1 protein-coding gene is annotated in these 342 nt (G+C 45.3%); it reads right to left on the bottom strand.

The window, feature by feature from the left end:
- On the bottom strand, window positions 1–342 hold a 342-nt coding region (locus FZ041_RS14355), incomplete at both ends, for an IS3 family transposase (protein ID WP_149190066.1).

The raw sequence follows: 342 nt of genomic DNA, 5'->3' as shown, positions 1-342 counted from the left end.
CGCCTTGCGTGTAAGAATATTTCCGTTGGTGTCCATTTCATAATACTTAAATTCAGTGGTATCTGTGGTGATTTTTTGATGTGGAATACATGTATCGAAGCGGCGACGCAGCCGATTGGGAGCAATACGCCCAACAGTACCTTTGTAGGAACTGTATTTGCGACTCTTGTGGGAGAAAGCTTTTACCTGTAGCCCTAATTTCTGGACAAGGCGCTGAACCTTCTTGCGATTGACTAAAAGGCCCTCTTTGCGGAGCTTACCCCAGATTCGACGATAACCAAAGTCCTTGTCACTCTGCCGAATGGCTTTGATTTTTGCTTCTAACTCAGCATCCGGATTTTG

The sequence above is a fragment of the Pseudoselenomonas caprae genome, from assembly GCF_008271345.1.
In the GTDB taxonomy this organism is placed as follows: Bacteria; Bacillota; Negativicutes; order Selenomonadales; family Selenomonadaceae; genus Selenomonas_A; species Selenomonas_A caprae.
The sequence above is the reverse complement of the archived record's forward strand: the minus strand, read 5'-3'. Positions and strand labels throughout refer to the sequence as shown.